Annotated in this window: 12 protein-coding genes and 3 pseudogenes; 12 read left to right on the top strand and 3 right to left on the bottom strand. The window is 68.4% G+C overall.

Going from position 1 to position 19,023, the window contains the following annotated elements:
- Window positions 1-157: 157 nt before the first annotated feature.
- A complete protein-coding gene (locus ABZ818_RS39130) occupies window positions 158-1,744 on the top strand; it encodes an IS1182 family transposase (RefSeq protein ID WP_361426010.1) in 1,587 nt (528 codons plus the stop codon).
- A gap of 165 nt (window positions 1,745-1,909) precedes the next feature.
- Here the strand turns inward: ABZ818_RS39130 and ABZ818_RS39125 are convergent, their stop codons facing one another.
- Window positions 1,910-3,997 carry a SpoIIE family protein phosphatase gene (locus tag ABZ818_RS39125; RefSeq protein WP_361426007.1) on the bottom strand — a complete coding sequence of 696 codons (2,088 nt, stop codon included), beginning with the start codon at window positions 3,995-3,997 and terminating at the stop codon, window positions 1,910-1,912.
- Between the two features lie 517 nt (window positions 3,998-4,514).
- On the opposite strand from ABZ818_RS39125, the gene ABZ818_RS39120 reads away from it, so the two are divergent.
- The 3 genes from ABZ818_RS39120 (at window position 4,515) to ABZ818_RS39110 (ending at window position 7,229) form a co-directional block, all read left to right on the top strand.
- On the top strand, window positions 4,515-5,525 hold the full coding sequence (locus tag ABZ818_RS39120) for an aldo/keto reductase (protein ID WP_361426004.1): 1,011 nt from the start codon (window positions 4,515-4,517) through the stop codon (window positions 5,523-5,525).
- Window positions 5,526-5,563: 38 nt separating this feature from the next.
- A complete protein-coding gene (locus ABZ818_RS39115; protein WP_361426001.1) occupies window positions 5,564-5,983 on the top strand; it encodes an SRPBCC family protein in 420 nt (139 codons plus the stop codon).
- A 253-nt stretch (window positions 5,984-6,236) separates the two neighbouring features.
- Window positions 6,237-7,229, top strand: a complete 993-nt coding sequence (locus ABZ818_RS39110; protein ID WP_361426013.1) for a DUF6192 family protein — start codon at window positions 6,237-6,239, stop codon at window positions 7,227-7,229.
- A gap of 65 nt (window positions 7,230-7,294) precedes the next feature.
- On the opposite strand, the gene ABZ818_RS39105 is transcribed toward ABZ818_RS39110, so the two are convergent.
- A complete protein-coding gene (locus tag ABZ818_RS39105; RefSeq protein WP_361425998.1) occupies window positions 7,295-8,371 on the bottom strand; it encodes an endonuclease/exonuclease/phosphatase family protein in 1,077 nt (358 codons plus the stop codon).
- Window positions 8,372-8,530: 159 nt separating this feature from the next.
- Here ABZ818_RS39105 and vanR-Sc point away from each other — a divergent pair, with 159 nt between their 5' ends.
- From vanR-Sc to ABZ818_RS39075, 6 genes and pseudogenes are all read left to right on the top strand, one after another.
- The gene (gene vanR-Sc, locus ABZ818_RS39100; protein ID WP_361425995.1) at window positions 8,531-9,226 is read left to right on the top strand and encodes a VanSc-type vancomycin resistance response regulator transcription factor VanR; all 696 of its coding nucleotides are present in this window, start codon (window positions 8,531-8,533) and stop codon (window positions 9,224-9,226) included.
- 10 nt (window positions 9,227-9,236) lie between these two features.
- The gene (locus ABZ818_RS39095) at window positions 9,237-10,370 is read left to right on the top strand and encodes a HAMP domain-containing sensor histidine kinase (protein ID WP_361425992.1); all 1,134 of its coding nucleotides are present in this window, start codon (window positions 9,237-9,239) and stop codon (window positions 10,368-10,370) included.
- Window positions 10,310-11,212: pseudogene (locus ABZ818_RS39090) on the top strand (ATP-binding cassette domain-containing protein); the annotation flags it as partial. The gene ABZ818_RS39095 and the pseudogene ABZ818_RS39090, both read left to right, overlap by 61 nt.
- Before the next feature lie 217 nt (window positions 11,213-11,429).
- Window positions 11,430-11,994, top strand: a pseudogene (locus ABZ818_RS39085) (dihydrofolate reductase family protein).
- Between the two features lie 416 nt (window positions 11,995-12,410).
- Window positions 12,411-12,968, top strand: a complete 558-nt coding sequence (locus tag ABZ818_RS39080) for a DinB family protein (RefSeq protein WP_361425989.1) — start codon at window positions 12,411-12,413, stop codon at window positions 12,966-12,968.
- Window positions 12,969-13,301: 333 nt separating this feature from the next.
- Window positions 13,302-14,258, top strand: a complete 957-nt coding sequence (locus tag ABZ818_RS39075) for a helix-turn-helix domain-containing protein (RefSeq protein ID WP_361425986.1) — start codon at window positions 13,302-13,304, stop codon at window positions 14,256-14,258.
- 23 nt (window positions 14,259-14,281) lie between these two features.
- Here ABZ818_RS39075 and ABZ818_RS39070 read toward each other — a convergent pair whose 3' ends face one another.
- Window positions 14,282-15,598: a hypothetical protein gene (locus tag ABZ818_RS39070; RefSeq protein ID WP_361425983.1), complete on the bottom strand. Its 1,317-nt coding sequence runs from the start codon at window positions 15,596-15,598 to the stop codon at window positions 14,282-14,284.
- A 471-nt stretch (window positions 15,599-16,069) separates the two neighbouring features.
- Between ABZ818_RS39070 and ABZ818_RS39065 the strand changes: the two are divergent.
- Together ABZ818_RS39065 and ABZ818_RS39060 are read left to right on the top strand one after the other, a co-directional pair.
- Window positions 16,070-17,418, top strand: a pseudogene (locus ABZ818_RS39065) (aspartate aminotransferase family protein).
- A gap of 134 nt (window positions 17,419-17,552) precedes the next feature.
- On the top strand, window positions 17,553-18,818 hold the full coding sequence (locus ABZ818_RS39060) for an IS701 family transposase (RefSeq protein WP_361425980.1): 1,266 nt from the start codon (window positions 17,553-17,555) through the stop codon (window positions 18,816-18,818).
- Window positions 18,819-19,023: the final 205 nt, after the last annotated feature.

Below are 19,023 nucleotides of genomic sequence, written 5' to 3'. Positions count from 1 at the left end.
CCGGCACCTGCACCACCTGCCACCGCCCGCTGCCCAGAACGTCCACCACCAGCCCAAACCCAAGAACCAGAGCAACCTAACGGAGTCCTACTAGAAGACTGCTGAAAATCTCGGGTTCTGGCCCCGGCTCGGTGGAGTCGGGGCCAGTCTTGTAGGTATGCAGGGGGAATGGGCCGGGGAGCTGGTTGGGCCGGATGTGTGGGAGACCTGCCGGGAGTTGATCCCGGCAGGGAGTGTGTTCGCGTTCCTCGCCGAGCATCGCGAGGGGCTGTTCCCGCCAGGGATGTTCACCGACATGTACCCCTCGTCCAACGGCCGTCCGAGTCTGCCGCCGCAGGTCCTGGCCGCGACCGTGGTGCTGCAGAGCCTGCACGGGCTGTCGGACTTCGAGACAGTCCAGGAGTTGCGGTGTGACCTGCGGTGGAAGGCCGCCTGCGGGCTCGGCCTGTACGACACCGCTTTCGACCCGTCGCTGCTGACGTACTTCCGGCGCCGGCTGCGTCACTCGGCCGACCCGACGCGGATCTTCACCAAGGTCAAAGAGGTCGTGGCCGCGACCGGCGTGCTGAAGGGCAAGCAGCGGCGGGCACTGGACTCCACCGTCCTCGATGACGCGGTGGCCACCCAGGACACCGTCACCCAGATCATCTCCGCCGTCCGACGGGTGATCCGCGAGGTCCCCGGCGCGGAGGAGACCGCGGAGCAGTGGTGCACGGCGCATGACTACACCGACCCCGGCAAGCCGAGGATCGCCTGGGACGACGAGGCCGCCCGCGCCGCGCTGGTCGACGCGCTGGTCACCGACGCCCTCAACCTGCTCGGGCACCTGCCCGAACAGGAACTGGGCGAGAGGGCGGCGAACGCAGTGGGCCTGTTGGCCCTGGTCGCGGGCCAGGACGTGGAGCCGGCCGAGGACTCCGACGGGCGCGACGGCCGCTGGCGCATCGCCAAGCGCACGGTGACGGACCGGACCGTGTCCACCGTGGATGCGGACGCGCGGCACATCCACAAAAACCGAACCCGCCACCAGGACGGCTTCAAAGGGCATGCGTCCTTCGAGCCGGAGACCGGGCTGTTCACCGCGGTTGCCCTCACCAGCGGCTACGGCCCCGACAACCACGAGGCCGCTGTCGCCTGCGATCTGCTGGCCGACGAGGACAAGGGCCAGGAGTTAACCGTGCTCGGCGATTCCGCATACGGCACCGGCGACCTGCGCGCGCACCTGCAGGCCGAGGGCCACACCCTGGTGATCAAACCGCCACCGCTGCGGCAGGCCATCCCCGGCGGCTTCACCATCGACGACTTCCGCGTCGACTCGGCGGCGGGCACCGCGACTTGCCCGGCCGGACACACCGCCAACCTCGGACAGGTCAAAGCGGACGGCGCTCGCACCGCCCAGTTCAAGCGCGTGTGCACCGACTGCCCCCTGCGCGGACGCTGCACTACCTCCAAGACCGGGCGCACCCTCAACGTCCACCCCAAGCACGAACTGCTCACCGCAGCCCGCCGCCAGGCTGCCACCGACCCCGTCTGGCAGGACGAATACCGCAGATGGCGGCCCCCAGTCGAACGCGCCATCGCCTGGTTGGTCGCCAAGGGAAACCGCCGGGTCCCCTACCGCGGCGTCATCGCCAACAACCTCTGGATCCACCACCGCGCCGCCGCCCTCAACCTCCGCCGACTGATCAACCTCGGACTCACCAGGTCCAACGGCAGCTGGCACCTCACTCCGGCCACCGCATAAGCAAGAAGGGCCGCCCGGCCTACGGCCGGACAGCCCACGACAAGATCTTCAGCAGTCTTCTAGCTGGAACCCGACGAAACACTACTGGCGTGGGCCTGCGCTAGAACCGAGGTGAGCTGGACGTCCATCTCGGGCTGCCGTCCCCCAGCGGCAGCCCGGCTGACCCTACGGCTCCGGGCGGTTGATCCGGGCGAGTAGGAGGGCGACGTCGTCGTCGGGGTGGGGGGCGATTTGGTTCATTACGGTTCGGCTGAGGGCGTCCAGCGGCAGCGTGGAGTTGGCGGTCAGTACGTCGCAAAGCTGGGTCAGGCGCTCGTCGAGGTCCGCGTAGCGGGTCTCGACGAGGCCGTCGGTGTAGAGGGTGAGAATGCTGCCCGGGGGCAGCAGCAGCTCGGTCGGTACGAAGTCGGTGCCGTCGACTCCCAGCGGCGCGCCGGCGGGCAGTTCCAGCAGTTCGGCGGTGCCGTCGGGGTGGACGACGGCAGGTGGGGGATGGCCTGCCCGGGTGATCGAGCAGCGGCTGGCCGCCGGGTCGCAGACCGCGTAGATGCAGGTGGCCAGGAGTGCGTCAGGAAGGTCCGTCGGACTGGTGTCGAGCAGGCTGGTGTCGAGTTGCCGCAGCAGCTGTTCCGGGGGCAGCGCCAGGCGGGTGAGCGCGCGCATGGTGCTGCGCAGCTGACCCATGGCGGCAGCGGCCTCGATGCCGTGCCCCATAACGTCCCCGACCACCAGGGCGGCCCGTCCGCCGGGCATCTCCACGACGTCGTACCAGTCACCGCCGACCTCGTTGACGTCGCTCGCAGGCCGGTAGCAGTGGGCGACCTCGATTCCGGGCGGGGGCGTCAGCCGGTGCGGCAGCAGAGTGCGTTGCAGCGTCACGGCGGTGTCGTGCTCGCGGGTGTACAGGCGGGCGTTGTCGAGGAAGACCGCCGCGCGGGAGGCCATGTCGCGGGCGAGCGTCACGTCGTCGGGCGAGAAGGGCTGGGAGGGGAACGACCGGAAGAAGCCGGCCGCCCCCAGCACCCTGCCGCGGGCGAGCAGCGGGACCATCAGCAGCGAGTGCACCCCCAGCTCGCGAAGCCGCCGGACGACGTCGGTGTGGCAGGAGGAGGCGCCGATGGCTCGCTCGTCCACCTCCACGACCACGAACGGGTCCCGACGTGCTATGGCCTGCACATACGGTGCGTCCAGCGGGAAGTGCAGGGTCGCGCCCAGCGGGGCGAGGACCTCGGCTGCCGGCGAGCCCGGGGCCGCGGACTTGCCGAGCCGCCGTACCGCGATGCCGTCGGTCAGGTCGCTGCCGGGCTCCGCGGCGTCGTCGGCGACCGCCGCCAACAGGTCCACGGTGGCGATGTCGGCGAGTCCGCGCAGCGCCACGTCGGCCAGTTCCTGCGCGGTCTGCCGCATGTCCAGGATGGTGCCGATGCGGGTGCCGGCCTCGTTGAGCAGGTCGAGCCGCCGGTGGCTCTCCGCGGCCGCGTGCTCGGCCCGGTCCTGTGCGGTGACGTCGATCACCGAGGCGCCGACGCCGAACGGACGTCCCCGGGTGTCTTCCAGGCGGAAGTAGGAGCAGGACCACACCCGGTCCTTATGCGGGGCCGCCGGGGTGCGGCCCGTCACGCGGAGGTGGACCACGGGCTCGCCGGTGTCCAGCACCCGCTGCATCACAGTCTCCACCTCAGCGGTGTCTATATCGGGCAGCAGGTCGGATACCCGCCGGCCGAGGTGCTCGGCCTCGGGCACGCCGTTGATCGCTTGCAGGGCGCTGTTGACCCGCAGAAAGCGCAGCTCGCTGTCGAGGGCGGACAGCCCGACCGGCGACTGGACGCACAGGCCTTCCATGATGGCGCGGGACACCCGCATCTCCAGCGCTGCGGAAACGTCCACGAGGAATGCGAGCACGTGACCGTCGGCGCCGGGCGGTTCAGGGACCCGGTGGGCGCACACTGCGAGGTCCACCAGGTGCCCGTCCCGGTGCCGCACCCTGCACGGCCTCGTCGCTGCACGGCCCAGGGTGAGCCGCTCCAGCAGCGACCGGGCGCCGGGACGGCCCTCCGCCGGGACGAGCCGCTCCCCCCGGCTGCCCAGCACCTCCTCCGCCGGGTAACCGAGCAGGGCCTCAGCCCCCGCATCCCAGTAAGCGATGCGGCCCAGGGCATCCACCCGCACTCCGGCCACCAGCAATTCGTCCGGCCACAGACGACCACCGGCGCGTATCCCGGCCGCCTGATCGAATACCTCGCGACGGTGCATGGCTCACCTCCCAGGCTGCTCACTTCCACTGCCTGCATCCTGGACATGTCCGGCCTGGCACCGCCGGTCTCGGCGTGGGCCTACTCCTTGCTCCGCGCCTCCACCAGACGGCCGTAGATCGCCGCCATCACCACCCGCCGCGTCATCCGCACCGCACAGCGGGCCCTGCGCCACGCCGGCGTAGCTGAGATGGAACTCTGAAGGAATGATGCCCGCGACACCTCAGGGTGAAAACGGCCGTTGACCTCATATTGGTCCCGGTCAGCCCAACTTGCGAGGCCGTGCGTACCGCAGCGAGGCTGGTAGCAGGGAAGGCCGCTTTTCTCGTGGGCCCCGGCGTCCGCCTGTACCCGAATCTGCTGGATCGCCCGGCGGCGGTCTGAGCTACGCCTCCGGCTCTGGCGGGGTGCCGCTGTGGCACCCAGTGCCACGGCTCCGCCGGCAGAGCCGCCTCATGCCTCGTTCCCTGCGTCAGGGATGTCTCCGACGCGGGGACATCGATCGAGAAGGCATCATCATGTCCCTCAAGGAAATCCTCCCCGGCCGTCTCGGCTTCGGCACCGCCCCGCTCGGCAACATGTTCCGCGCGATCCCCGACGAGGAGGCCCTCGCCACCGTGGAGGCTGCCTGGGACCAGGGCATCCGCTACTACGACACCGCCCCCTTCTACGGAGCCGGCCTCGCCGAGGAGCGCCTGGGCAAGGTGCTCTCGGTCAAGCCCCGCGACTCCTACGTGCTGTCCACCAAGGTCGGCCGCGTCATCCTCGACGAGCCGGAGACCGCCGTCCGCGAACTCGGCGAGAAGGGCGGGATCTTCGAGCACGGCAACCCCAACAAGATGCTCCACGAGTGGACCGCCGAGGCCACCGAGCGCTCCATCGAGGACAGTCTCAAGCGCCTGGGCGTCGACCGGCTCGACATCGTCTGGGTCCACGACGTCTCCCAGGACTTCCACGGCGACCTGTGGCTTCAGAAGTTCGAAGAGGCCCGCACCGGAGCCTTCCGGGTGCTGTCGCGGCTGCGCGACGGGGGCGTCATCAAGGCCTGGGGCCTGGGTGTCAACCGCACCGAGCCGATCGAGCTGACCCTGGCCCTGGACGAGCCCCAGCCCGACGGCTTCCTTCTCGCCGGCCGCTACACCCTCCTCGACCACGAGCACGCCCTGCAGCGGCTGCTGCCCATGGCCCAAGAGCAGAACGTCGGCATGGTCGTCGGCGGCCCCTACAGTTCCGGCATCCTCGCCGGCGGCGCCCACTTCGAGTACCAGCAGGCACCGCCGGAGATCATCGAGCGCGTCGGCAAGCTCAAGGCCCTCGCCGAGAAGCACGGCGTCGGCATCAAGGCAGCCGCCCTGCAGTTCTCCCTCGCCCACCCCGTGGCCGCCGCCGCCGCCCCCGGCGCCACCCGGCCCAGCCGCATCGCCGAGGACGTCGCTGCCCTGAACGAGACCGTCCCGGCCGCGTTCTGGCACGACCTGCGTGCCAGCGGCTTGGTCAACCCCGCTGCCCTGCTCCCCAACGGCGCCTGACCGTCCCAACCCCCCACCCCAGAATCAGGAGAACGACCATGGCATCGACCTCGGTCAGCCGGGTAGTGCCGGCCTCGCCCCAGAAGGTGTGGAGCCTCGTCGGCGGCTTCGACACCCTGCCCGACTGGCTCCCGTACATCCTTGAGAGCACCACGCTCGAAGGAGGCCGGGTCCGTCAGTTGAAGAACCCCGACGGCGAGGTCATCGTCGAGCGCCTGGTGGACTTCAACGAGACCGAACGCCACTACAGCTACGCCGTTGTCGAAGCACCCTTCCCCGTTACCGGTTACGTCTCCACCATCCGGGTCCACGCGGTTCCCGGCCACGAGGACCTCGCCGAGGTGCAGTGGTCCGGGCGCTTCGCCCCCGTCGGCGTCAGCGATGACGAGGTGGTCGACCTGTTCACCGGGATCTATCGCGATGGCCTCGACGCCCTGCACAAGACGCTGTCCGGCTGACAAAGGATGGGGGAGCGGTAGCCGGTGTGATGTGTGGTCGGGGCCTGGAGACGCCGGAAGGAATTGTGCACCAAACATTCACAATGACCACTGGCTGAACATGCCTGGAATCCAACTTCGATCATGAATTGGCCAATTGTGGTCATTTACTCCATTCTTTGGAGTTTCGGTCTGACTCTGGATGATGGAAGCGGGCCCCGTCCTGTCACGGCTTGAAATGCCGTGCCCGGCCCGCGCTTGGGGGGTGAAAACCGTGTCCGAGGAGTCCGAGAGGGTCGGAGCTGTCAGCCGGTTCCGTTATGACGAGATTGTGACCGAGCTCCGTCAGGTACTCGAACAGCAGGCGCAGGGGCAGTTCACCATCGGTGACCGTGCGCTGGAGATCGAGCCGATGCGTCTGCCCGACGACGGGGCGGCCCCGCCCGGCCGGGACCTGTTCAGCGTCCGCCAGACCCTGGCCCGGCTCGCGGAGGACATCGGCCTCTGCCACAGTACGGTGGTGAACGTCCGCTGGACAGCGGCGCGGTGGCCGAAGAAATATCGTCGAGCGGGGGTGTCCTTCACCGTTCACCGGGTCCTGGGCAGCATTCCTGACGAGGTAGAGCGGTTCGCCGCGATCAAGACCTTGCCCGTGGGCAAGAGCCGGTGGACGGTCGACGATGCCAGGCGGAGGGTCGGACGTCAGGTCGCGAACCCCGTCTCGCCGGAGGAGAAGATCACCGCCATCCACTCGCTGGCCCGGGCCGAAGAGGTCGCCGCGGCGGTGACCTCGGACTTCCTGAGGCGGCCGACGGTCGCAGCGAAGGTGTCGGAACAGGAGAAGGTCCGGGTGGTGGAGGAGCTCACCCGGGATGAGTCGGTGGCGACCACGGCGGTCACGGGTCTGCTGCGCCGCCCGGACGTCGCGTTCAAGGCGATGGCCGACGATGCCGCCCGCTTCCAGGTCAACCAGGCCCAGAACGAACGCAGCCGGCAGGCCCGCGAGGATGAGGATGCCGACCGTACCAGCCCCATGGCCCCGGCCGTCCGTCACATCGACCGGACGGTGGAGTTCCTGGACCTGGTCACCTCCTGCCACGCCTGCGTCGCGGCCGCCAACCGCACCGTCTCCGGTCTGCCGGACTGCACCCTGAGCGAGGACGAACGCACGATCGTGCACCAGAGCGTTGCGAAGGTACGGGGTGTGTTGACTGAACTAAAACTGGAGTTGTCGCAGGTCAGTGACCTATTGGGGGGCGTTGGCTGATGTGTGGGCGACGTTGACGGGCAGAGCCTCTCAGGTACGGCGGATCTGGAGGCGTGACACGCTGTTCACCAGCTGATTCCGGCCGCCACCGGCAGGTGGTCGCTGCCGGTGGCCGGCAGCACCCACGAGCTCTCCGGCTGCACGCCGCGGACCAGGATCTGGTCGATCCGCGCCACCGGGAACTTCGTCGGCCAGCTGAAGCCGAAGCCGTCCCCGGCCGCGTCCTGGACCGAGTGTAGCTGCGAGGTGATGTCGGCGAACGAGCGGTCGTCCACGGTGCCGTTCAGGTCACCGAGCAGCACCACCCGCTCACTCGGATCGGCGGCGATGGCCTCGCCGAGTGCCTGTGCGCCTCTGTCCCGTGAGGCCGTCCAAAAGCCATTCCTGGGCAACAGCCGTACGGACCCCAGGTGGGCCACATACACCGTCAGCGGCCCGTGGTCCGTGGCCACCGTGGTGCGCAGCGCCCGGGTGTAGGCCATCTTGACCTCGACCGGCTTGGTGTCCGCCAGCGGCCCGTAGTCCATCTTGATGTCGACCGGCTGGGTGTCCGACAGCGGCAGCCTGCTCCACAGCCCGACCGTGCCCTGCACCGTGTGGTACGGGTACACCTTCGCCAACTCCTTCTCGTACAGCGGCTTCGCCTGCGGGGCGATCTCCTCCAGGGCCAGCAGGTCCGCCCCGGAGGCGGCCAGGTCGCGCGCGGTGCCGGCCGGGTCGGGGTTGTCGGCGCCGACGTTGTGGCTGGCCACGGTGAGGTCGCTGCCCGGGTGGGACTTGTCGCCGAGCAGCCCGCCGAAGAGGCTCAGCCACACCGTGACCGGCAGCAGCAGCGCAGCCACCGCGGGGACGGAGCGGCGCCACAGCGCCCCGGCCAGCAGCACCGGGATGAACAGGCCGAACCACGGCAGGAAGGTCTCCACCAGGCTGCCGAGGCCCCCGCGGTCCGTGATCTGCGCGTGCAGCAGCATGACCAGGCCGAGCAGCAGCGCCAGCGCCGCGACCACCGGGCCGCGCTTCCAAGGGTCCGGCCGCGAGGCGATGCGGATCGCCTGGCGGATGCCCGCGCGCCAGGTCCCGGCGGCGGTATCCCGGCGGTTGGCGCCGTCCTGTCCGGTCACCGCCGTGTCCAGCTGCGTCATCGTCTGTCCGCGCTCACTGCCGGTCACTGCCGCGTCCTCGGGTCCTGGGCGGGGTCGGCGGGTGTGGTTCATTCCGCCAGTCAAGGCAGCGTGGTGTTGTCGGCACGTAGGGGATTTTCGATACGCCGACGATATGCGCCGGCTCGTAGCATCGAGCGCATGCGCGTGTTGATCGTCGAGGACGAACCCTTTCTGGCAGAAGCCATCCGCGATGGCCTGCGCCTGGAAGCGATCGCGGCCGACATCGCAGGTGACGGCGACACCGCTCTGGAACTGCTGGGCGTCAACGCCTACGACATCGCTGTCCTCGACCGCGACATCCCCGGACCGTCCGGTGACGAGATCGCCACACGCATCGTCGCCTCCGGCAGCGGCATGCCGATCCTCATGCTCACCGCGGCCGACCGTCTGGACGACAAGGCCTCCGGGTTCGGACTCGGCGCCGACGACTACCTCACCAAGCCGTTCGAACTGCAAGAGCTCGCGCTCAGGCTCAGAGCACTTGACCGCAGGCGCGCCCACAGCAGGCCTCCCGTGCGAGAGATCGCAGGTCTGCGCCTTGACCCGTTCCGTAGAGAGGTCTACCGGGGCGGCCGCTACGTTGCGCTGACCAGGAAGCAGTTCGCAGTGCTCGAAGTCCTCGTCGCCGCCGACGGCGGTGTCGTCAGCGCCGAAGAACTCCTGGAACGCGCGTGGGACGAGAACGCCGACCCGTTCACCAACGCCGTACGCATCACCGTCTCGGCACTGCGCAAGCGTCTCGGAGAACCCTGGATCATCGCCACCGTGCCAGGCGTCGGTTACCGCATCGACACGCACCCAGAGGCCGGTCACAAGGGAGGCGAGCGTGGATAGAGCATCTGGGTTGAGCGTTCGCCTCAAACTCACCCTCAGCTACACCGGGTTCCTCATGCTTGCCGGCGTCCTGCTGCTCGCGGCGGTGTGGTTGTTCCTCCTGCGTTACGTCCCCGAGCGCGCGCTCATCGTCCCCGGCTCCACTGGCACCTCCACTCATGGTGTTTTTCCCATCCGGTCCAACCTCCTGCACGTTTTCGCCCCGAGGGCAGCCGCAGTGTTGGCGTTCCTTCTGGTCTTCAGCGCCGTGGGAGGGTGGATCCTCGCCGGCCGGATGCTCGGCCCGCTGACTCGCATCACGGGCGCCACCCGCCTGGCCTCGACCGGATCGCTCTCCCATCGAATCCGGCTACCGGGCCGCAAAGACGAGTTCCGCGAACTCGCCGACGCCTTCGACACGATGCTGGCACGGCTCGAAGCACACGTCGCCGAACAGCAGAGATTCGCAGCCAACGCCTCTCACGAACTGCGCACTCCGCTGGCGATCTCGAAGGCACTTCTCGACGTGGCCCGCACCGATCCGAACTGCGACACCGGCGAAGTCATCGACCGCCTCCACGCCGTCAACACCCGGGCGATCGACCTTACCGAGGCGCTGCTCCTACTCAGCCGCGCTGAGCAGCGGTCCTTCGTCCGAGAGCACGTCGACCTGTCCCTCATGGCGGAAGAAGCCACCGAAACACTCCTCCCCCTCGCGGAGAAGCATGGCGTCACCATCGAGACCTGCGGCGACATCACCCCCACGATCGGATCGCAGGCGCTCCTCCTGCAGTTGACCACGAACCTCGTGCACAACGCGATCGTCCACAACCTGCCTGCGCAGGGCACCGTGTGGGTCAATACCAGTGTCCGCCCCAAGACTGCGGTGCTCACTGTCGAAAACACTGGGGAGCAGCTCACCCCAGAGCTGGTCTCGACGCTCACCGAACCGTTCCAGCGCGGCACCGAACGCATACGCACCGACCACGCGGGCGTCGGCCTCGGCCTGGCAATCGTCAAAACCATCACCCACGCACACGGCGGAACACTCGCCCTCACTCCGCGCTCCGCCGGCGGGATCCGCGTCACTGTGGAACTACCCGCGACCCGACGAAACCCGAACCGCTCGCACCGAGGGACACAGGCATCCGCTTCGAGGCGGTGACCTTCGCCCACACGGGTGCGAAGCCGAGTTTCCAGGGACTCGACCTGGACGTGCCCGCCGGCGCACGGATCGGCCTGGTCGGCAGGTCCGGCGGTGGCAAGACCACGCTCACCCGGCTCCTGCTGCGGATGTCGGACATTGACGACGGACGCATCCGGATCGGTGGTCAGGACATCAGCCGGCTGCGCCAGACCGACCTGCGCTCACTGATTGCCTACGTCCCGCAGGAACCCGCCATGTTCCACCGCAGCCTGCGGGACAACATCGCCTTCGCCCGGCCCGGCGCCACCGACGAGGAGATCCACGCGGCGGCCGCGGCCGCGCACGTCACGGAGTTCGCCGACCAACTCCCCGACGGCTTCGCCACTCTGGTGGGGGAGCGGGGAGTCAAACTCTCGGGCGGCCAGCGCCAGCGCGTCGCCCTCGCCAGGGCCATCCTGCGCGACGCCCCGATCCTGCTGCTCGACGAGGCGACCAGCGCGCTGGACTCGGAGAGTGAGCTCCTCGTCCAGGACGCACTGTGGCGGTTGATGGACGGACATACGGCCCTCGTGGTCGCCCACCGCCTGAGCACCGTCGCCGGCATGGACCGTCTCGTCGTCCTCGACCGCGGAAGCGTCGTCGAGCAAGGCGCCCACGAGGAACTGCTCGCGGCGGACGGTGCCTACGCCAAGCTGCGGCAGCATCAGTCGGGCGGCTTCCTCGGCGAGAGCACCGAGTCGGCCCTCGGACGCCCGGTCCCAGAAGCCGGTCCCAGCGGGCTGCCCGGACCGGCCGACCCGGCGCCGGACGGGGGCCGCAGGTCGTCGTCGCACGCTCGTACGAGCACCGGGTCCACGTGACGAGTCGGTTTCCGGACATCCTCGACCGCCGGCGGCGTCACGCTGAAACGTCCGTCGCGTGCGGCACACCGCGAAGCGCCGCGGGAAAACGACCACTGAGGTTTGCTCAACGAAATGATCTCATGAGGTGACTCGGCCCAGAGGATCCCGCGAGTCGCGATGAGTCCTGCGGCGTGCGGCGGTCGTACTGTCGAACCGTTACCGAGGAGGACTTCTGATGCGCAGCGTCACCTATTCGGTGAACGTCTCACTTGACGGCTACATCGTCGGGCCGGACGAGCGGCTTCGAGTGGACGGCGCCCGGCGAGGAGGTCTTTCGCTCCTGGATCGACGAGATCCGAGAGGTCGGCGTCCACCTGTTGGGGCGACGGCTGTACGAGACGATGCTGTACTGGGAGACCGCCGACCAGGATCCCTCGCTCGACGACTCAAAGCTCGAGTGGACCGCGCTCTGGAAGCCGCTCCCGAAGGTGGTGTTCTCCACCACGCTGTCGGCGGTACAGGGCCATGCCCGCCTGGCCTCCGGCGGCCTGGCGGAGGAGATCGAGCGGTTGCGAGCCGAGCCGGGGGAAGGCGACATCGCGATCGGCGGCGCGACTCTCGCCGCCGAGGCGGCCGCGTTGGGGCAGATCGACGAGTACCGGGCCAGGGTCTACCCAGTGCTGGTTGGCGGTGGCATTCCGTTCTTTCCCCAGCGTGAGCGCCGGGTGGATCTCGAACTCGTCGAGACACGCACCTTCAGCTCGAGAGTCGTCTACCTCCGCTACCGCGTGGCGCGCTAGCCGGCTCGTCCGCCGAGTGCGGGTGTCGACGCGGAGGGCCTGCTCCGAGCGACCGCAGGGGCGCACGTTCCCCAACCCCTGACTTGTGACGGCCTCCTCGGCGATGGCGAAGGCGCAGCGTGCGACCGTGGCTTGGCGCGGACCATCAGGTTCCGACGCAACCGTCGACGGCCGTACCAAGACGATCAACGGCAGCTCACCGACTCCCCGTCAGGACCTCCTCTGGATGCCCCTTCGCCGTGCCCCCTTGGCCGACGGTTGGCGATCAGGGTGGCGGCCTGCGGCGGTGCGGATGCCGAGAGTTGGTCGTCGCTGCGATCTGCCCTCTGTCCATCCATGCTTTAGGACAGAATCTGACCGCAATGGCTCGTAGTGTGGTCCTCGACCGACGGAACAAACACCGGAAGGCGGAAACCATGACCGTCAACGAGCAGACCACCCGCGACCTGGCCGGGGCCCCGGCCGTCACCGGTGAGCGCGCCGACTTGCTGGAGATGCTGGCCAAGCACCGGCACTTCCTGCGCTTCACCACACGTGACCTCACCGACGAGCAGGCCGGGCTGCGGACCACCGCCAGCGAGCTTTGCCTGGGCGGCCTGATCAAGCACGTCACCGCGGTCGAGCGGACCTGGGTGGACTTCATCCTGAACGGCCCATCGGCGATGGGGGACTTCACGGCCATGACCGAGGCCGACTGGGCCCGGCGGGCCGACGAGTTCCGGCTGCTGCCCGGTGAGAAGCTGACTGGTGTATTGGCCGACTACGCTGAGGTGGCCCGCCGGACCGACGACCTGGTTGCCACTCTGCCCGACCTGGGGGTCACGCGGCCGCTGCCGAAAGCTCCGTGGTTCGAGTCCGGCGCGCAGTGGTCGGCCCGCCGCGTGCTGATGCACATCATCGCCGAGACCGCTCAGCACGCCGGCCACGCCGACATCATCCGCGAGTCCCTGGACGGCGCCAAAAGTATGGGCTGACCGGAGGCGTCAGGTGTGGCCGGCCACTCGCCGGCCACACCTGCAGCATCTGGGCCGTTGCCCTGGCCGAGCTGAACAGTTGCCCCATCGCTGTCACCGGCGATGGCGTCTCCTTAGGGTTGTGGGACCTGTGCATCCAGGGCTGTCTGGACCCTGCTCGGCCCGCAGGCCATGACGCCCCGCCGGTGGGCCACAGATGCGCCTGTCACTGTGAGAACTCGTCTCATGCCACCAGCCACGTCGACAGCAAACTGATGAACAGGGCCAGTTATAGGCTGTCTGGCCGGCCGGTGCTGGACCGGCCGAAGTTGGATCGGGACGACTGGAGTTGGCATGTCTCGGGAATCAGCGGCGTCGGTGCATGTGCCTCGGCGCAGTCTGCCCGCGGACCAGGCGCTTTTGGGCCTGGATGACGATGCGCGCGCACTCTATGTGCGACTGGCCACCGCTGGTCGGCTGCCGCTGGCCGAGGTGGACGATCGCGTCCTCGAGCCGTTGCTGCGTTCGGGCCTCGTCGCGCGAGTCGAGGGGATGGCCGAAGCGCGGGCGCCGCGTGGCCCGCTCGAGGCGGCCGCGCAGTCGTACACGCAACTGGCAGCGCACATCCGAGAGATCGGCGATGAGCTGACGGATGTGTGGAACGCGTCTCAGCGAGCAGACGTAGGCGTCGACATCTCGACCGGTGCGATCGCGCTGCAGGAGTACGCGGACCTCGTCAGCTCCGCGACGACCCGGATCGACGCGCTGACCATGGCTCCGCGCAACGATCGACCGATCGCGACGGCGGACGGTGTCTTCGAGGTGCTGGCACGCGGGATCGAGGTCAGGGTCGTGTACGACAGTCGACTGCTCGAGTCTCCCGAGGCGATCGAGGTGGTGGAGACCTGCATGGCGGCCGGCGAACAGGCGAGGGTGTTTCCCGGCGTTCCGATCAATCTCGTCATCGTCGACGACGTGGTCTCCGCCAACGTCACCTCGGATGCCGATGAGGAGGTGCACGTCGCCAACATTCGGAATCGTCGGCTCGTCGCGGGGCTGCGCAGCGTGTTCGAGTCCTACTGGCAGCTGTCGATGCCGCTCGCCGACGAGAGACTCGTGCTGGATGGCTCGAAGGAATTCCGGCATCTCGTGCGCTTGCTGAGCATCGGGCTGACCGACCGGTCGATCGCGCGGGAGCTCGGAGTGTCCGAACGCACCGTGGGCCGCCGGGTCACTCGACTGCAGGAGCTGCTCGGAGCGGATACCCGCTTCCAGCTGGGACTGCAGATCGCCAGACATGGCTGGGTGTGACCCGACGGCCGACGTACCGTTCCTCAGCGCGCGTCGGGAGCGACGATCTCGGGCAGCACCTTCTCGAAGGAGTCCGCGACCGTCAGGCTCGGGAGGATGTGTCCTTGGTCGCCGGCACTCTTGACGAGGTCAGCAGCCCAGGCGGAGCTGCGGTAGCGCTGGTTGGGCGTGCCGTGGTGCCCGGGATTGGAGAAGCTGCAGTCGCCGACGTTGTAGAACGTCTGGAGATCCTGCAGAGTGTACGCCTTGTTGAGCGACTCGCCGCGCTTGTGGACCGTGAAGTACGTGCCGAGGGCATCGGCCATCAGCTCCGTACGGCGGGTGGCCTCAGCCTCGTCGGTGATGCCGGTCTCGAAGAGATTGTCCGAGTACTGGACCTGATGCCCGAACTCGTGGGCCATCACCGCACGTCCCCCGACCCGGCCGAGGCCGAGCTCGTTCCACATCTGGAGGATGCCCTGTCCCATCGCCACACGCCGGGTGATGCCGAGCGTCTCGAGGGTCGCCTGCGAGTCACCGGCATGGGCGGGGTCGATCGCGAACGCGTTGAGCGAGAACATCGGGTTTTCGACACCGCCCGGGAACCCGTTGAGCTTGCCCGAACTGAGACCGCCCTCGACGCCCCATTGAAGGAAGAGCGCGCCGAGCGGGCTGATCTTGCTGAGGCCGTCGTACACGTACTTACGGTCGGCCGAGGCGTCGGGGCCGAGGACCTTGGCATCGAGCGAGACGAGCCCGACGTTGCTGGTGTCGACGTCCCAGAACCGCTGGAGGTTCGTGAACGTGCGAGCGAGCTCGTCGGTGTTCGCTCCGTTGGGTCCGAGAGCGGTGTTCTGGGGGTTGGTGGGCGTCTTCATCAGGGTCCAGTACTGGATCAGAAGGTCGGGCGACAGACCCAGGAAGCCGTTCTGATACCAGTCCCACGACGCAGGGTCGATCTGCGCGATCTGACCGCGGGCCCACTCCCGGAAGTCCGTGGTCGAGCACTTGTAGTCGTCGGGGTTGATGGCCCCGGAGGTCCACTCGTTGTCGACGCCGGCATCGGTGAGCGCTGCCTTGACCTGGGTCAGGGACTTCGCAGCGGCCGCGACGAGTGCATCGTCGGATGAGCCTGCCTCCTCGGCGGCCGCTCGAGTGTCGGCATCGAGATCGAGGCCGGCGAGGTAGTCGTTGAACTCCTGGCGCAATTGCGAGATATCTGCGGACTCGGCTGCCGCGTTGGGCGCGGCCACGGCGACGGTGGTCGCGGTGGGGGAGATCGCGTTGGCTGTACCTGCGCAGGTGAGTGACATGGTCGCAAGCGAGGCGACGGCCAGGGTTGCCAGGAAGGGGGGCTTCATCAGTACTGACTCCTCAATGTCGCCAGGCTGGGTGTGCGCCTGGGCCTGATCGGCATTCAAACGACGCTGAGCAGGTCAGTGGAAGGCTCTAGGCGTGGCAGGTACCGGACATGTCCGGTCCCGGACAGGGCATCTGGAGGTTCGCCCGAACTGCCTGGCCCTGACGCCGCTTTGCGTGGAGCGCGGCCACTGAGCGGCCGACCGACGGACGATCGGTGCCGCTGTGCGTCGCGGGCTGCGCCGGGATCTCCGGCCCGGAACGACTCACACCAGACCAAGGACGAATCTCCGACTCAGGACACCAGCCGTGGGCAGGCCCCCACAGATCCGCGCTCAGACGACGATCACCTGAGCGGGCCGGCGGCTGCTGCGTCCGTCAAATGACGCATGTGCGACCTCCTTGCCGCGTGATCTCATCCAGCCATGAGTCAGCTCGAAACTAGCGGTGGCGCGTCCTTCGACCACGGCGCGATGCAGGCCGCCGCGCGCAAGCACCTTTGGATGCACTTCACCAAGATGTCGGCGTACGACGCCAAGGACGTGCCGATTATGGTGCGGGCGAGGGCGCGTACGTCTGGGACTCCACGGGCAAGCGCTATCTCGACACGCTCGCCGGGCTGTACGCGAACCAGGTGGGCCACGGCCGTAGCGAGATCGCCGAGGCAGCGGCGCGGCAGACCAAACAGCTGGGCTACATGCCGATTTGGTCGTTCGCGCACCCCAGCGCCATCGAACTGGCCGAGCGCATCGCCGGCTATGCGCCGGGCGACCTGAACCGGGTGTTCTTCACCACCGGTGGAGGCGAGGCGGTCGAGAGCGCCTGGAAGCTGGCCAAGCAATACTTCAAGCTGACCGGCCGCCCGACCAAGCACAAGATCATCTCGCGCTCGATCGCCTACCACGGCACCAGCCACGGCGCGCTGTCGATCACCGGCCTGGCCGGCATCAAGGCGCCCTACGAGCCGCTGGTGCCGAGCACCTTCCGGGTGCCGAACACGAACTTCTACCGCGCTCCGATCCACGACGACGACGTCAAGGCCTTCGGCCGCTGGGCCGCCGACCAGATCGCGGTCGCGATCGAGAACGAGGGCGCCGACACGGTGGCGGCGGTCATCCTCGAGCCGGTGCAGAACTCCGGCGGCTGTTTCCCGCCGCCACCGGGCTATTTCAAGCGCGTGCGCGAGATCTGCGACGAGTACGACGTGCTGATGATCAGCGACGAGGTGATCTGCGCCTTCGGCCGTCTGGGGTACATGTTCGGCGCGGAGCGCTATGGCTATGAGCCCGACATGATCACCTGCGCCAAGGGGATCACCTCCGGCTACGCACCGCTGGGCGCCACGATCGTGAACGAGAAGGTCTTCGAGCCCTTCGGCAAGGGCGACAACACCTTCCTGCACGGCTACACCTTCGGCGGGCACCCGGTCGCGACGGCGACGGCTCTGGCCAATCTCGACATCTTCGAGCGCGAGGGCCTCAACGAGCACGTGCGGGCCAACGAGGGCGCCTTCCGGATGACCCTGGAGAAGCTGACGGATCTGCCGATCGTCGGCGACGTTCGCGGCGAGGGCTACTTCTACGGCATCGAGCTGGTGCCGGACAAGGTGAACAAGGGCCGCTTCAAGGACAACGAGACCGAGCTGGAGATGCTCGACTTCGTGTCTCGCCGGCTGCTGGAGGCGGGCCTGTACTGCCGCGCCGATGGCCGCGGCGACCCGGTCGTCCAGGTCGCGCCGCCGCTGATCTGCGACCAGGAGCAGTTCGACGAGATGGAGCCGATCCTCCGCTCGGTGCTGAGCGAGGCGTGCGCACGCCTCTGAGACCCATCGAGGACTCGGGGCGCCGTAACCTTTCAACGTCTCGCAGGACAGGGAGCCGGTCATGCCTAGTAGGGCTTGGTCAGGTCGGCTGCGGTGGTGCGTGTCCTTCTGATCCGGTGTGGCGTTGGGAGTGTGTGACTCCGGACGAGGTTGCTGTGGTGCGAGGTGAGTTGGAGGCGTTCGCGGCGGAGGTGTTCGAGCCGTTCGCGCGCAATGACCAGCGCCGTTGGGGGCAGGTCTACCTGCGGGGGCTGCTGACCGACGGGCAGCGTAAGTCGGTCGAGCCGATGGCCGCGCGGCTCGGTGAGGACGGGAACCGGCAGGCACTGGCCCATTTCATCACCAGCAGCCCGTGGGATCCGGCCCACATCCGGGCGAAACTGGCCTGGCGGATGGAGGGGGTGATCGGGCCGGAGGCCCTGGTCTTCGACGACACCGGGTTCCTGAAGGACGGGATCGCCTCGGCGTGTGTGTCGCGGCAGTACACCGGCACCGCCGGCAAGGTCACCAATTGCCAGGTCGGCGTCTCGCTTCACCTCGCGTCCGACCACGCTTCTGCGGCGGTCAACTGGCGACTGTTCCTGCCCCAGACATGGGATCCCGCCTCTGCGAAGGCCGATGCGGGCAAGGTCGCCCGACGTGCCGCCTGCCAGATCCCGGACGACGTCGGGCATGTGGAGAAGTGGCAGCTGGCCCTGGACATGGCCGATGAGATCCGCTCCTGGGGGATCGAGGTGCCGCTGGCCATCGCGGACGCCGGATACGGCGACGCTGCCGCGTTCCGGCACGGACTGCAGGTCCGCGGCCTGAATTACGTGGTGGGAATCTCCAGCACGCTGTCGGCTCAGCCCGCCGGCGCGGTGCCGGTGGCCGAGCCGTACTCCGGGATCGGACGCCCGCCGGTGGCCAAGTATCCCGACGAACCACGCTCGGTGAAGGAGTGGGTCATCGCGGCGGGACGGAAGGCGGCTCGGCCGGTGCAGTGGCGGGAAGGCTCCCGGCCCGGCACCGGCCGCTCCGGCCGCAAGCGGATGTACTCCCGCTTCGTGGCCTTGCGCGTCCGGCCTGCCGGACGCGGGGTCCGGCAGATGACCGACGGCCCGGAGTTGCCGGAGTGCTGGCTGTTGGCCGAATGGCCTGCCGGTGAGAGCGAGCCGGTGCAGTTCTGGCTGTCCGACCTGCCCTCCGGCATGCCTCTGACCACGCTGGTCCGGCTCGCCAAGCTCCGCTGGCGCATCGAGCACGACTACCGGGAGATGAAGCAGGCCCTGGGCCTGGCCCACTTCGAGGGCCGAACCTGGGGCGGCTGGCACCACCACGTCACCCTCGTCTCTGTCGCGCATGCCTTCTGCACCCTGCAACGACTGGCCCGGGCCCCAAAAGACGCGGCGTCGGCCTGAGCCTCTACCAGATCGTCCGCGAGCCACAGACACTACTCGCGGCCTGGACCGGCACCTGCCCGACCTGCCACCGCGACATACCAGCACCAATACACACCTGACCAAGCCCTACTAGGGCGTGTGCCGAGTTGAGATCACGGGTTTGGCTGTTTCGCTGTCCCGGCCGGGCCGGGACGGTAGACAGGCGGGATGACCCGGGGTGATC

The sequence above is a fragment of the Streptomyces sp. NPDC047453 genome, from assembly GCF_040643155.1.
Taxonomy (GTDB): Bacteria; Actinomycetota; Actinomycetes; order Streptomycetales; family Streptomycetaceae; genus Streptomyces.
Note: the sequence above shows the minus strand (reverse complement) of the source record. Positions and strands in the feature narration are given on the sequence as shown.